At 50.6% G+C, this 13,505-nt stretch carries 11 protein-coding genes; 8 read left to right on the forward strand and 3 right to left on the reverse strand.

Annotated elements, in window-relative coordinates; translation table 11 throughout:
* Nucleotides 1–46: 46 nt before the first annotated feature.
* The 8 genes from allR to glxK all read left to right on the forward strand — a co-directional run bounded on the left by allR (nucleotide 47) and on the right by glxK (nucleotide 10,098).
* A complete protein-coding gene (gene allR / locus A7Z29_RS03550; protein ID WP_105289791.1) occupies nucleotides 47–862 on the forward strand; it encodes an HTH-type transcriptional repressor AllR in 816 nt (271 codons plus the stop codon).
* 89 nt (nucleotides 863–951) lie between these two features.
* Nucleotides 952–2,733, forward strand: coding sequence for a glyoxylate carboligase (gene gcl / locus A7Z29_RS03555; protein WP_105289792.1), 1,782 nt, complete (start codon nucleotides 952–954; stop codon nucleotides 2,731–2,733).
* Nucleotides 2,734–2,745: 12 nt separating this feature from the next.
* A complete protein-coding gene (hyi, locus tag A7Z29_RS03560) occupies nucleotides 2,746–3,522 on the forward strand; it encodes a hydroxypyruvate isomerase (protein WP_105281317.1) in 777 nt (258 codons plus the stop codon).
* A 99-nt stretch (nucleotides 3,523–3,621) separates the two neighbouring features.
* Nucleotides 3,622–4,500 (forward strand): 2-hydroxy-3-oxopropionate reductase, encoded by an 879-nt coding sequence (gene glxR / locus A7Z29_RS03565; RefSeq protein ID WP_000765851.1) that lies wholly within the window; start codon nucleotides 3,622–3,624, stop codon nucleotides 4,498–4,500.
* Between the two features lie 197 nt (nucleotides 4,501–4,697).
* The gene (locus A7Z29_RS03570; protein ID WP_000401111.1) at nucleotides 4,698–6,152 is read left to right on the forward strand and encodes an allantoin transporter; all 1,455 of its coding nucleotides are present in this window, start codon (nucleotides 4,698–4,700) and stop codon (nucleotides 6,150–6,152) included.
* A 59-nt stretch (nucleotides 6,153–6,211) separates the two neighbouring features.
* The gene (gene allB, locus A7Z29_RS03575) at nucleotides 6,212–7,573 is read left to right on the forward strand and encodes an allantoinase AllB (RefSeq protein WP_000006875.1); all 1,362 of its coding nucleotides are present in this window, start codon (nucleotides 6,212–6,214) and stop codon (nucleotides 7,571–7,573) included.
* A 56-nt stretch (nucleotides 7,574–7,629) separates the two neighbouring features.
* A complete protein-coding gene (locus tag A7Z29_RS03580) occupies nucleotides 7,630–8,931 on the forward strand; it encodes a uracil/xanthine transporter (protein WP_105289793.1) in 1,302 nt (433 codons plus the stop codon).
* Nucleotides 8,932–8,952: 21 nt separating this feature from the next.
* Nucleotides 8,953–10,098: a glycerate 3-kinase gene (glxK, locus tag A7Z29_RS03585; RefSeq protein WP_085460481.1), complete on the forward strand. Its 1,146-nt coding sequence runs from the start codon at nucleotides 8,953–8,955 to the stop codon at nucleotides 10,096–10,098.
* 232 nt (nucleotides 10,099–10,330) lie between these two features.
* Here the strand turns inward: glxK and allE are convergent, their stop codons facing one another.
* From allE to allD, 3 genes are read right to left on the reverse strand one after another with little or no spacing between them, the layout of a single operon-like run.
* Complete coding sequence (gene allE, locus A7Z29_RS03590; protein ID WP_000540971.1) at nucleotides 10,331–11,116, reverse strand: (S)-ureidoglycine aminohydrolase; 786 nt, start codon at nucleotides 11,114–11,116, stop codon at nucleotides 10,331–10,333.
* Between the two features lie 10 nt (nucleotides 11,117–11,126).
* Nucleotides 11,127–12,362, reverse strand: a complete 1,236-nt coding sequence (allC, locus tag A7Z29_RS03595; RefSeq protein WP_024212677.1) for an allantoate deiminase — start codon at nucleotides 12,360–12,362, stop codon at nucleotides 11,127–11,129.
* A 21-nt stretch (nucleotides 12,363–12,383) separates the two neighbouring features.
* On the reverse strand, nucleotides 12,384–13,433 hold the full coding sequence (gene allD, locus A7Z29_RS03600) for an ureidoglycolate dehydrogenase (RefSeq protein ID WP_000703919.1): 1,050 nt from the start codon (nucleotides 13,431–13,433) through the stop codon (nucleotides 12,384–12,386).
* Nucleotides 13,434–13,505: the final 72 nt, after the last annotated feature.

Raw genomic sequence — 13,505 nt, forward strand, 5'->3', positions numbered from 1 at the left:
ATTGTTCATTGTTTATGCTCACTTGTAGGTCGGAGTTAACGTAGGTATGACGGAAGTTAGACGGCGCGGCAGGCCAGGACAGGCGGAGCCTGTGGCACAGAAGGGCGCACAGGCATTAGAGCGGGGAATTGCGATTCTGCAATATCTGGAAAAAAGTGGGGGAAGTTCGTCAGTTAGCGATATTTCTCTCAATCTGGATTTGCCGCTCTCCACGACCTTTCGCCTGCTGAAGGTTTTACAGGCAGCGGATTTTGTCTATCAGGACAGTCAGTTAGGCTGGTGGCATATAGGATTAGGTGTCTTTAACGTCGGTGCGGCGTACATCCATAACCGCGATGTCCTCTCCGTCGCCGGGCCGTTTATGCGCCGCCTGATGTTGCTTTCCGGCGAGACGGTCAATGTCGCGATTCGTAACGGCAATGAAGCGGTATTAATTGGTCAGTTGGAGTGTAAATCGATGGTCAGGATGTGCGCGCCGTTGGGCAGCCGTCTGCCGTTACATGCTTCCGGCGCAGGTAAGGCGCTGCTTTATCCGCTGGCGGAAGAGGAGCTGATGAGCATCATCCTGCAAACCGGTTTGCAGCAGTTTACGCCAACGACGCTTGTGGATATGCCCACCTTGCTGAAGGATCTGGAACAAGCGCGTGAACTGGGCTATACCGTAGATAAAGAAGAGCATGTTGTAGGCCTGAATTGCATAGCTTCAGCAATTTACGATGATGTGGGTAGTGTTGTTGCCGCTATCTCCATCTCCGGGCCTTCATCAAGACTGACAGAAGAGCGTTTTGTCAGTCAGGGTGAGCTGGTCAGAGACACCGCCCGCGATATCAGCACGGCGTTGGGACTGAAAACACATCCATAGTGTCTGTCGCATCCCGCTCTGCGGAGCGGGTTTTTTTGACAAAATTTGAAAGTTGGAAAATTTTTCCAATTAATAGAGGTAGGAATAAAATGGCAAAAATGAGAGCCGTTGACGCGGCAATGTATGTGCTGGAGAAAGAAGGTATCACCACCGCCTTCGGCGTTCCGGGAGCAGCAATCAATCCTTTCTACTCAGCGATGCGTAAGCACGGCGGTATTCGTCACATTCTGGCGCGTCACGTGGAAGGTGCGTCGCACATGGCGGAAGGCTATACCCGCGCAACGGCAGGGAATATCGGCGTATGTCTGGGAACGTCGGGACCAGCAGGCACTGACATGATCACCGCGCTCTATTCCGCTTCTGCTGATTCCATTCCTATTTTGTGCATTACCGGCCAGGCTCCGCGTGCCCGTCTGCATAAAGAAGATTTCCAGGCCGTTGATATTGAAGCAATTGCCAAGCCGGTCAGTAAAATGGCGGTTACAGTACGTGAAGCGGCGCTGGTGCCTCGTGTGCTGCAACAGGCATTTCACCTGATGCGTTCTGGTCGTCCGGGGCCGGTACTGGTGGATTTACCGTTCGACGTTCAGGTAGCGGAAATCGAGTTTGATCCTGATATGTACGAACCGCTGCCGGTCTACAAACCTGCTGCCAGCCGTATGCAGATCGAAAAAGCCGTAGAAATGTTAATCCAGGCTGAGCGTCCAGTGATCGTTGCCGGGGGCGGGGTTATCAATGCTGACGCAGCCGCGCTGTTACAACAGTTTGCTGAACTGACCAGCGTTCCGGTGATCCCAACGCTGATGGGCTGGGGCTGTATCCCGGACGATCATGAACTGATGGCCGGGATGGTGGGTCTGCAAACCGCACATCGTTACGGTAACGCAACGCTACTGGCGTCCGACATGGTGTTTGGTATCGGTAACCGTTTTGCCAACCGTCATACCGGTTCGGTAGAGAAATACACCGAAGGGCGCAAAATCGTTCATATCGATATTGAGCCGACGCAAATTGGCCGCGTACTGTGCCCGGATCTGGGTATTGTCTCCGACGCCAAAGCGGCACTGACGCTGCTGGTTGAAGTGGCGCAGGAGATGCAAAAAGCCGGTCGTCTGCCGTATCGTAAAGAGTGGGTCGCCGACTGCCAGCAGCGCAAACGCACTTTGCTGCGTAAAACTCACTTCGACAACGTGCCGGTGAAACCGCAGCGCGTGTATGAAGAGATGAACAAAGCCTTTGGTCGCGATGTTTGCTATGTCACCACCATCGGTCTGTCACAAATCGCTGCGGCGCAAATGCTGCATGTCTTTAAAGACCGTCACTGGATCAACTGTGGTCAGGCAGGCCCGCTGGGCTGGACCATTCCGGCGGCGCTGGGTGTGTGTGCGGCTGATCCAGAGCGTAATGTGGTGGCGATTTCCGGTGACTTCGACTTCCAGTTCCTGATTGAAGAATTAGCCGTTGGCGCACAGTTCAATATTCCGTACATCCATGTGCTGGTTAATAACGCCTATCTCGGCCTGATTCGTCAGTCGCAGCGTGCATTTGATATGGATTACTGCGTACAGCTTGCGTTTGAAAATATTAACTCCAGTGATGTGAACGGTTATGGCGTTGACCACGTGAAAGTGGCAGAAGGTTTAGGTTGTAAAGCGATTCGCGTTTTCAAACCGGAAGATATTGCACCGGCCTTTGAACAAGCGAAAGTCTTAATGAATCAGTACCGTGTCCCGGTGGTGGTGGAAATTATGCTGGAGCGAGTAACCAATATTTCGATGGGTAGCGAACTGGATAACGTCATGGAATTTGAAGATATCGCCGATAACGCAGCGGACGCGCCGACTGAAACCTGCTTCATGCACTATGAATAAGGGAGATAAATAATGTTACGTTTCTCTGCTAATTTATCGATGTTATTTGGCGAATATGATTTTCTCGCCCGTTTTGAGAAAGCCGCGCAGTGTGGTTTTCGCGGCGTTGAATTTATGTTCCCTTATGACTACGACATTGAAGAATTAAAACAGGTGCTGGCGAGTAATAAACTCGAGCATACGCTGCATAATTTACCTGCGGGTGACTGGGCGGCGGGCGAGCGGGGTATTGCCTGTATTCCTGGCCGTGAAGAAGAGTTTCGTGATGGCGTAGCAGCGGCGATTCGTTATGCCCGTGCGCTGGGTAATAAAAAAATCAACTGTCTGGTCGGTAAAACTCCGGCGGGTTTCAGCAGTGAACAGATTCACGCAACGCTTGTGGAAAACCTGCGTTATGCCGCGAATATGTTGATGAAAGAAGATATTTTATTACTGATTGAACCTATCAACCATTTCGATATCCCTGGTTTCCATCTCACCGGAACTCAGCAGGCGCTGAAACTGATTGATGATGTAGGCTGCTGCAATTTGAAAATTCAGTATGACATTTATCATATGCAGCGGATGGAAGGTGAATTAACCAACACCATGACCCAATGGGCCGATAAAATTGGTCACCTGCAAATCGCCGATAATCCACATCGTGGCGAACCGGGAACCGGAGAAATTAATTACGATTATCTCTTTAAGGTAATTGAAAATTCTGACTACAACGGTTGGGTTGGCTGTGAATATAAACCCAGAACCACCACGGAAGCTGGTTTAGGCTGGATGAAACCGTACCGTTAAAACGTAACGCTGTTCAGACAATGCTTTTTTAGGCCGCTACGTCGGCAGGGGATCGTGTTGTCTGAATTCAGGAAAAGCGACATTTAAAAGAGGCTAAATATGAAACTGGGATTTATTGGCTTAGGCATTATGGGTACTCCGATGGCCATTAATCTGGCGCGCGCCGGTCATCAACTGCATGTCACAACTATTGGTTCGGTTGCTGATGAATTACTGTCACTCGGTGCCGTCAGTGTTGAAACTGCGCGCCAGGTAACAGAAGCGTCAGACATCATTTTTATTATGGTGCCGGATACGCCACAGGTTGAAGAAGTTCTGTTTGGTGAAAATGGTTGTACCAAAGCCTCGCTGAAGGGCAAAACCATTGTTGATATGAGCTCCATTTCACCGATTGAAACTAAACGTTTCGCCCGTCAGGTGAATGAACTGGGCGGCGATTATCTCGACGCGCCAGTCTCCGGCGGCGAAATCGGCGCCCGTGAAGGGACATTGTCAATTATGGTTGGTGGCGACGAAGCGGTATTTGAACGTGTTAAACCGCTGTTTGAACTGCTCGGTAAAAATATCACCCTCGTGGGCGGTAACGGCGACGGTCAGACCTGTAAAGTAGCAAACCAGATTATCGTGGCGCTCAATATTGAAGCGGTTTCTGAAGCCCTGCTGTTTGCATCGAAAGCCGGTGCCGATCCGGTGCGTGTGCGCCAGGCGCTGATGGGCGGCTTTGCTTCCTCGCGCATTCTGGAAGTTCACGGTGAGCGTATGATTAAACGCACCTTTAATCCGGGCTTCAAAATTGCTCTGCACCAGAAAGATCTCAATCTGGCGCTGCAAAGTGCGAAAGCACTGGCGCTGAATCTGCCAAACACCGCAACCTGCCAGGAGTTATTTAATACCTGTGCGGCAAACGGCGGCAGCCAGTTGGATCACTCTGCATTAGTGCAGGCGCTGGAGTTAATGGCGAATCATAAACTCGCCTGATAAAAAGGCATCGTTGCCGATAAAGCCTCGATGCCTGCAATAAAAATGGCCGATATCAAATAATTGATTCGGCCAGCAGTAAAAAAAGAAAGCAGCCAACGACGTTGCTTCAGTATTAAAAATTATTTTTTATTTTATTAGTTCCTCATAGCTAGATTAAAACAGCGTTATTCGATACGTGAAATTAAGAGGGATTTATGGAACATCAGAGAAAACTATTCCAGCAACGCGGATATAGCGAAGATTTATTACCGAAAACACAAAGTCAACGTACCTGGAAAACATTTAACTACTTTACCTTATGGATGGGTTCGGTTCATAACGTTCCCAATTATGTAATGGTCGGCGGCTTTTTTATTCTCGGCTTGTCTACTTTTAGTATTATGCTGGCAATTATCCTTAGCGCCTTTTTTATAGCTGCGGTAATGGTATTAAACGGTGCTGCGGGCAGTAAATACGGCGTGCCTTTTGCTATGATCCTGCGAGCTTCGTATGGCGTGCGTGGCGCACTGTTTCCCGGACTGTTAAGAGGCGGGATTGCCGCCATCATGTGGTTTGGTTTGCAGTGTTATGCCGGATCGCTGGCCTGCTTGATCCTGATTGGCAAAATCTGGCCGGGATTTTTAACTCTCGGCGGTGATTTTACCCTGTTAGGGCTTTCTCTACCGGGCTTAATCACTTTCTTACTCTTCTGGCTGGTTAACGTTGGTATTGGTTTTGGCGGTGGCAAAGTTTTAAATAAATTCACCGCTATTCTTAACCCGTGCATCTATATCGTCTTCGGCGGTATGGCAATTTGGGCGATTTCGCTGGTAGGGATTGCTCCAATCTTTGACTACATTCCGAGCGGTATTCAGAAAGCAGAAAATAGTGGCTTCCTGTTCCTGGTGGTGATCAACGCGGTGGTTGCGGTCTGGGCGGCACCGGCGGTGAGCGCATCAGACTTTACGCAAAACGCTCACTCTTTCCGTGAGCAAGCGCTGGGGCAAACGCTCGGTTTGGTTGTGGCCTATATTCTGTTTGCGGTCGCCGGGGTATGTATTATTGCCGGAGCCAGTATTCATTACGGCGCTGACACCTGGAACGTGCTGGATATTGTTCAGCGTTGGGACAGCCTGTTTGCCTCGTTCTTTGCGGTACTGGTTATTCTGATGACGACCATTTCCACGAACGCCACCGGTAATATTATTCCGGCTGGTTATCAGATTGCCGCTATTGCACCGACGAAACTGACCTATAAAAACGGCGTACTGATTGCCAGTATTATCAGCCTGCTGATCTGCCCGTGGAAATTAATGGAAAACCAGGACAGTATTTATTTGTTCCTCGATATTATCGGTGGGATGCTGGGGCCGGTAATTGGTGTGATGATGGCGCATTATTTCGTAGTAATGCGCGGACAAATTAATCTTGATGAACTGTACACCGCACCAGGCGATTTTAAATATTACGATAACGGTTTTAACCTCACTGCATTCTCAGTCACTCTGGTGGCGGTTATTTTATCTCTCGGCGGTAAATTTATTCCGGTCATGGAACCGTTATCGCGTGTTTCATGGTTTGTCGGCGTCATCGTCGCCTTTGCGGCCTACGCTTTATTAAAGAAACGCACAGCAGTAGAAAAAACAGGAGAGCAAAAAGTCACAGGTTAATTAATCCCGATATTGAACATTGAGTTAAAAAACAATCTGTATTTTACAAGGAGTTTGTTATGTCTTTTGATTTAATTATTAAAAACGGCACCGTCATTTTAGAAAACGAAGCTCGCGTTGTAGATATTGCCGTTAAAGGCGGAAAAATTGCCGCTATCGGTCAGGATCTGGGCGATGCAAAAGAAGTTATGGATGCGTCTGGTCTGGTGGTTTCTCCGGGCATGGTCGATGCGCACAGCCACATTTCTGAACCGGGTCGTAGCCACTGGGAAGGTTATGAAACCGGCACTCGCGCAGCGGCAAAAGGCGGTATCACCACCATGATCGAAATGCCGCTCAACCAGTTGCCAGCAACCGTTGATCGCGCATCGATTGAACTGAAGTTCGACGCCGCTAAAGGTAAGTTGACTGTCGATGCGGCACAACTGGGTGGCCTGGTCTCTTACAACATCGACCGTCTGCACGAACTGGATGAAGTGGGCGTTGTCGGCTTCAAATGCTTCGTTGCGACCTGTGGCGATCGTGGTATCGACAACGACTTCCGTGACGTAAACGACTGGCAGTTCTTCAAAGGCGCGCAGAAGCTGGGCGAAATGGGGCAGCCGGTGCTGGTGCACTGCGAAAACGCTCTGATCTGTGATGAACTGGGCGAAGAAGCGAAGCGTGAAGGTCGCGTAACCGCACATGACTATGTGGCTTCTCGTCCGGTATTTACCGAAGTGGAAGCGATTCGCCGCGTACTGTACCTGGCGAAAGTTGCCGGTTGCCGTCTGCACGTTTGCCACATCAGCAGCCCGGAAGGTGTTGAGGAAGTGACTCGTGCGCGTCAGGAAGGTCAGGATGTTACCTGTGAATCCTGCCCGCATTACTTTGTGCTGGATACCGATCAGTTCGAAGAAATTGGCACCCTGGCGAAGTGTTCACCGCCGATCCGCGATCTGGAAAACCAGAAAGGCATGTGGGAAAAACTGTTTAACGGTGAAATCGACTGCCTGGTTTCCGACCACTCTCCATGCCCGCCGGAAATGAAAGCCGGTAACATCATGAAAGCATGGGGCGGTATCGCCGGTCTGCAAAGCTGCATGGACGTGATGTTCGATGAAGCAGTACAGAAACGCGGTATGTCTCTGGCCATGTTCGGCAAATTAATGGCGACTAATGCAGCAGATATTTTCGGTCTGCAGCAAAAAGGTCGTATCGCCCCAGGAAAAGATGCCGACTTCGTCTTCATTCAGCCGAATAGCAGCTATGTTCTTACCAATGACGATCTGGAATATCGCCACAAAGTCAGCCCGTATGTTGGCCGTACCATTGGCGCGCGTATCACGAAAACCATCTTACGTGGTGATGTGATTTACGACATTGAACAGGGCTTCCCTGTTGCGCCGAAAGGTCAATTTATCCTTAAACATCAGCAGTAATCTGGCCCCTGCAATGCCCGTCCTTGCGGCGGGCATTCTCCGGTTAAGGTGTGTTTATGTTCAATTTTGCAGTGAGCCGCGAAAGCCTGTTATCAGGATTTCAGTGGTTTTTCTTTATTTTTTGCAACACGGTTGTGGTTCCTCCTACGCTGCTTTCGGCTTTTCAGTTGCCGCAAAGTAACCTGCTTACGCTCACGCAATATGCTTTTCTTGCTACTGCACTGGCCTGCTTCGCTCAGGCGTTCTGCGGTCATCGTCGCGCTATTATGGAAGGGCCAGGCGGCCTGTGGTGGGGAACTATCCTCACTATCACCCTTGGCGAAGCATCGCGCGGAACACCTGTCAATGATATCGCCACCAGTCTGGCGGTGGGGATTGCGATTTCCGGCGTGCTGACGATATTGATTGGACTTAGTGGATTAGGTCATCGCCTTGCGCGGTTGTTTACTCCGACGGTGATGGTGCTGTTTATGCTGATGCTGGGCGCGCAGCTGACTACTATCTTTTTCAAAGGTATGCTCGGGCTGCCGTTTGGCATAGCCGACCCAAATTTTAAAATTCAGTTACCGCCGTTCGCGCTCTCGGTGGCGGTGATGTGCCTGGTACTGGGGATGATTATCTTCCTGCCGCAACGTTTTGCCCGTTATGGCCTGCTGGTCGGCACCATAACTGGCTGGTTGTTGTGGTACTTTTGCTTTCCTGCTTCGCATTCGCTCTCCGGTGAGTTGCACTGGCAGTGGTTCCCGCTCGGCAGTGGCGGTGCGTTGTCGCCGGGAATTATTCTGACGGCGGTGATTACAGGTCTGGTAAATATCAGCAATACCTACGGTGCGATTCGGGGCACGGATGTTTTTTATCCGCAGCAGGGCGCGGGAAATACGCGTTATCGTCGTAGCTTTGTGGCGACCGGATTTATGACGCTGATAACCGTACCGCTGGCGGTAATTCCATTTTCACCGTTTGTTTCATCCATTGGTTTATTAACCCAGACTGGCGATTACACGCGGCGTTCGTTTATTTATGGCAGCGTTATTTGCCTGCTGGTGGCACTGGTTCCGGCACTCACGCGACTATTTTGCAGTATCCCTTTACCAGTGAGTAGCGCGGTCATGCTGGTTTCTTATCTGCCTTTACTCTTTTCCGCGCTGGTGTTTAGTCAGCAAATAACGTTTACCGCTCGCAATATTTATCGACTCGCATTGCCGTTATTTGTCGGCATATTTTTAATGGCATTACCGCCTGTGTATCTGCAAGACCTTCCATTAACGCTTCGTCCTCTGCTCAGTAACGGCTTACTGGTCGGAATTTTACTGGCTGTTCTTATGGATAACCTTATTCCGTGGGAACGCATCGAATAATTTGTTGAAAAAGGATTGATAATGAAGATTGTCATTGCGCCAGACTCGTTTAAAGAGAGCTTAAGTGCAGAAAAATGTTGTCAGGCAATTAAAGCCGGGTTTTCGACCCTCTTTCCCGATGCGCACTATATCTGTTTGCCAATAGCAGATGGCGGCGAAGGAACGGTGGATGCGATGGTTGCCGCGACGGGCGGCAACATCGTGAAGCTTGAAGTCTGCGGGCCGATGGGCGAAAAAGTGAATGCTTTTTATGGCCTTACCGGCGACGGGAAAACGGCGGTGATTGAGATGGCGGCAGCAAGTGGCCTGATGCTGGTCGCGCCTGAAAAGCGTAATCCGTTGCTGGCGTCAAGTTATGGCACCGGCGAGCTGATTCGTCATGCGCTGGATAACGGCATTCGCCATATTATTCTCGGCATTGGCGGCAGCGCGACGGTAGACGGCGGTATGGGCATGGCGCAGGCGCTCGGTGTGCGTTTCATTGATGCCGACGGTCAGGCGCTGGCGGCAAACGGCGGCAATTTAGCGCGTGTGGCAAGCATTGAGATGGAGGAATGCGATCCGCGTCTGGCGAGCTGTCATATTGAAGTGGCGTGTGATGTTGATAACCCGCTGGTAGGGGCACGCGGCGCGGCGGCGGTGTTTGGCCCGCAAAAAGGGGCAACGCCGGAGATGGTCGAAGAGCTGGAGCAGGGGCTGCAAAATTTCGCCCGTGTTTTGCAGCAGCAAACGGAAATCAATGTCTGCCAGATGGCGGGCGGCGGCGCGGCGGGCGGTATGGGTATTGCGGCGGCGGTATTTCTCAATGCGGATATTAAACCGGGTATTGAGATTGTACTGCGGGCGGTCAACCTGGAGCAGGCGGTGCAGGGAGCGGCGCTGGTGATCACCGGGGAAGGGCGCATCGACTCGCAAACGGCAGGCGGTAAAGCGCCGCTGGGCGTGGCGTCGGTGGCGAAGCAGTTTAATGTACCGGTGATTGGGATTGCTGGCGTATTGGGTGATGGCGTGGAAGTGGTGCACCAGTACGGCATTGACGCGGTGTTCAGCATTTTGCCACGTCTGGCACCTTTAGCCGAAGTGCTCGCCAGTGGTGAAACCAATCTCTTCAACAGCGCGCGAAATATTGCCTGCGCCATTAAAATAGGTCAGGGAATTAAACCCTGATTCTTACCTTTAAAGCGGATGCGGTTCATATCGCATCTGCTTCTGATTGCTACGAGCATGGCTTTCCCCCTCTCCCCAAAGGGGCGAGGGGATTGTCTGTGCGGTTTTCAGCCTGAAGCGGATGCATTTTATCCCGCATCTGTTTTTTACCTGAATTTACCGCAAAAAAAGCCACGGTATAAACCGTGGCAAAATCCAACATAGCTAAAAATAATCAGGCGAGTGGTATGACTTAAATTTCTACGTCGCGGTTGCAATCTTTCGAGTAAATATAGCTGAACGCTTCACCACGCCCTACGCCATAACCGGCCTGTAAAGAATAAGCGCCCATAAAGATGTAATCGCCTTTTTTTACCGGGATCCAGTTATTATCGAGGTTATAAACTCCCTGACCGGAAAGAATATAAGCACCGTGCTCCTGAACGTGGGTTTCGATATAACCGTGGCTGGCACCTGGCGCAAAAGAGAGGATATGCATATTCATATCAAAACCTAACTCTTTGGGCAGAAAATCCAGCAGAATAACATCGTCCATGCCTTCATAATGAATGCGTTCCAGTTCGCTGGCATTGCCAGAAACCAGCCACGGCGCATGACCTTCTACCGGAACATAGCGGCGCTTATACAAGAAGATTTGGCTGTCTTCGGCCTGGGCATTAACAAACGTCATTAAGGAGCCTGGCGGGCAATAAAGATAGCCACCTTCGCTTAAGGCAAATGTTTTTCCTTCGGCTTCGGCAGTGATATTTCCAGAAATGACATACAGGAACGTTTCAATTCCTTCTCCGCCGAATCCCTGCTGATTACCGCCGTTTTGATGCAGCGTCACCAGATAATCGACAAACGTAGCGCCAAGCTTTGGTGTGGACAGGATTGTCGCGTCACAATTTTCAAAGCCAGGAATAATATTTTTTACCAGACCATCCGGGGTTAACAGCGCGAAATTACCGTGTTTAACAATCGCACGGTTAGCCAGTAAATCATCGCGGTAACCGGTGACGTTATTTAAATATCCCATTTATAACTCCTTATTTCTGCCAGGCAAGTTGATAAAGCATGAGTGCCAACGTTTTGACCCCTTCGGCAAGGTCGGTAATATTGGTGCGTTCCGCCGGGTTATGGCTGATCCCGTTAATGCTGGGAATGAAAATCATGCAGGTCGGCACGCGAGGCGCGAAAATTTGCGCGTCGTGCCCGGCACCACTGTGCATCACCCGGTAATTCAGTTTTTCTGTTTCACACAGTTCCGTCAGGGTGGTGACCAGCTCTTCGTTCATCGGCACCGGTTCTTCGTCCATCCATAAATCGATATCAATACCAATGTCCATTTCATCGCAAATCGCCCGCATGTCGTTTTCTAACTGTTGGGTGAAATCGCGCAGCACGGCAGCGTCGGTGTGACGACAATCAATGGTGAACGTGGTTTTACCCGGCACTACGTTAACCGTATTTGGGCGCGGCTCCACTTTGCCAAAGGTCAGCACCAGCGGATCGCCCATCTTTTTCGCTTTGGCTACGGACTGATTGCAAATGCGGCTAAACGCATAAACCGTGTCACGACGATAGCCCATCGGCGTGGTGCCTGCATGGTTTGATTCGCCGTTCAGCGTCACCGTATAGCGACGTTGCCCGACAATTGCATTCACCACGCCAATTGACTGCCCATTACTTTCCAGCACACAGCCCTGTTCGATATGCAGTTCGACAAAGGCTTGAATATCCTGACGCGGAGTTAGTGGGGCGTTCGGCAGAGTGAATCCGCAAGCCTTCATCGCATCGACAAAACTATTTCCTTTGGCATCACAGATATTCCGCACGTCGTCAGGATTCGCCAGCCCAAAGATATTTTTACTGCCCCAGAAGACATACGGGAAGCGGCTGCCTTCTTCTTCCGCCATCGCCACCACTTCGACAGTACGTAGCGGCGCGCCGTATTGTGTTTTCAGCCAGTCAATTGCCAGCCACGCCGCCAGTGCGCCGAATTGCCCGTCGAGGTTACCGCCGTTAACCACGGTATCGATATGCGAACCGCTCAGAACCACTTCCTGTGGATATTCGGTGCCATTCAGGCGACCGTATAAATTTCCCACTTCATCGAAACGTGTTTCCAGCCCGCTTGCTGCCATTCTTTTTTTAAATTGCTGTTGGGTTTCCAGCCATTCCGGCGAATAAAGTAAACGGGTCATCCCACCCGTAGGGTCAGCGCCAAAAGAGGAAAGCCAGGGCAGCGTTTCTTCTATGGCTTGACGGAAATGTGTAATCATAAGAAAGTCCTGTCTCAATAATTATTGCGCAAAGGGATTTTTCGTTTCGTATGACGTGTTATAAAGCGCGTCGGAAATTAAATACTGGTAAATGTCATCAACAATTTCGATGCCTTCGACGGCGGCTTTGCGTTGTTTAATATCCTGATCCTGTCCGGGATAATAAACCTGGTTAAAACCGGGCGCGGGGGTAATGGCATTTAATTCGCGCATGGTCTGGCTAAGATGTTGACGGAATAATTCGCTGGAGGAGAAAAAGTTCGGATTAATAACTATATGTAATTGCCCCAAATTACGCCCGGCGTGTAAATCGTCATACATCGAACTGACCTGGCGCCCGAACGGTAAGCCGAGTAACACGCCTGAGAGGACGTCAATCATCATCATCAGGCCATACCCTTTCGGCCCAGCGGCGGGGAGCAGAGCATGTACCGCGAACGGATCGGTTGTTGGTGCACCGTTTTTATCGACCGCCCAGCTTTCCGGGATAGACATATTACGCGAGCGGGCGTCGAGCACTTTTCCCCATGCCTGTACGGTAGTCGCCATATCAAAGGTAAGGATCTCGTCGCCTTCTCCCGGCGCGGCAAAGGCAAGTGGGTTAGTACCGTAGTAAATTTCCGCGCCGCCAAACGGCACCACCATTGGATCGGACTGGCACATCGAAATGCCAATTAATCCGGCGCGGGCTGCCTGCTGCACAAAATAAGAGATTGCGCCGCTGTGACCCATCCGGCTGATACCGACCACCGCAACGCCATTTTGTTGTGCTGTTTTAATGGCATGTTCCATGCCCATTTTCGCGGCGACCTGCCCGGCGGCATTGTCGGCATGTAAAATTGCCGAACACGGCCCCGTTTCTTCAAGACGGAACTCCGGTTCGCGGTTGGTGCCGCCTTTTGAAATACGTTCTGCGTAGTATTCCACGCGTACCGCGCCATGAGAGTGGATCCCTCTGGCATCGGCATAAACCAATACTTCAGCCACGGTTGCAGCGTGCTCACGTTTTAATCCAGCCTGGCAGAGTTTATTCTCGATTAGCTGGTGGAGTGTTTCCCGACTGATTTTCATCTGTCTTCCTTTTTAACGACGGTGTGAAGCATGACTGCAATTAACATACAGGGAAAATATCTGGATTATGTG

Origin of the sequence: Escherichia sp. MOD1-EC6842, from assembly GCF_002965705.1 — a bacterium.
In the GTDB taxonomy this organism is placed as follows: Bacteria; Pseudomonadota; Gammaproteobacteria; order Enterobacterales; family Enterobacteriaceae; genus Escherichia; species Escherichia ruysiae.

Excerpts from the sequence above, each read along its gene's own strand:
- hyi (WP_105281317.1), top strand. The coding sequence starts at position 2,746 with ATGTTACGTTTCTCTGCTAATTTATCGATGTTATTTGGCGAATATGAT.
- allE (WP_000540971.1), bottom strand. The coding sequence starts at position 11,116 with ATGGGATATTTAAATAACGTCACCGGTTACCGCGATGATTTACTGGCT.
- allD (WP_000703919.1), bottom strand. The coding sequence starts at position 13,433 with ATGAAAATCAGTCGGGAAACACTCCACCAGCTAATCGAGAATAAACTC.
- allR (WP_105289791.1), top strand. The coding sequence starts at position 47 with ATGACGGAAGTTAGACGGCGCGGCAGGCCAGGACAGGCGGAGCCTGTG.
- gcl (WP_105289792.1), top strand. The coding sequence starts at position 952 with ATGGCAAAAATGAGAGCCGTTGACGCGGCAATGTATGTGCTGGAGAAA.
- A7Z29_RS03580 (WP_105289793.1), top strand. The coding sequence starts at position 7,630 with ATGTTCAATTTTGCAGTGAGCCGCGAAAGCCTGTTATCAGGATTTCAG.
- allB (WP_000006875.1), top strand. The coding sequence starts at position 6,212 with ATGTCTTTTGATTTAATTATTAAAAACGGCACCGTCATTTTAGAAAAC.
- glxK (WP_085460481.1), top strand. The coding sequence starts at position 8,953 with ATGAAGATTGTCATTGCGCCAGACTCGTTTAAAGAGAGCTTAAGTGCA.
- glxR (WP_000765851.1), top strand. The coding sequence starts at position 3,622 with ATGAAACTGGGATTTATTGGCTTAGGCATTATGGGTACTCCGATGGCC.
- allC (WP_024212677.1), bottom strand. The coding sequence starts at position 12,362 with ATGATTACACATTTCCGTCAAGCCATAGAAGAAACGCTGCCCTGGCTT.
- A7Z29_RS03570 (WP_000401111.1), top strand. The coding sequence starts at position 4,698 with ATGGAACATCAGAGAAAACTATTCCAGCAACGCGGATATAGCGAAGAT.